General features: G+C 66.3%; 1 protein-coding gene. It reads right to left on the minus strand.

Features of this window, described 5'->3' with window-relative positions:
- Nucleotides 1–258, minus strand: a 258-nt coding sequence (locus tag SB847_RS21490; RefSeq protein ID WP_410578702.1) for an acyl-CoA dehydrogenase family protein, incomplete at both ends; no start/stop codon positions are given.

Below are 258 nucleotides of genomic sequence, written 5' to 3' on the forward strand. Positions count from 1 at the left end.
GCTGGTACCCGGCCAGTGGCCGGCCGAACTGAAGCCTGGATCCGGCGTACTCGAGTGCTGCCTCGTACGAGTCGCGCGCAGCACCCATGGCTCCCCACGCGATACCGTAACGCGCCTCGTTGAGGCACGAAAATGGCGCCCGAAGTCCCGCCGCATCCGGAAGGATTGCCTCCGGACCCAGCTGCACGGCGTCGAACGTCACATCGCACTGGATGGAAGCGCGCATGGATAGCTTCGGCTCGATGGGGGTGGCCGTGA

Source organism: Bacillus sp. SIMBA_026, from assembly GCF_046535335.1.
Classification (GTDB): domain Bacteria; phylum Bacillota; class Bacilli; order Bacillales; family Bacillaceae; genus Bacillus; species Bacillus velezensis.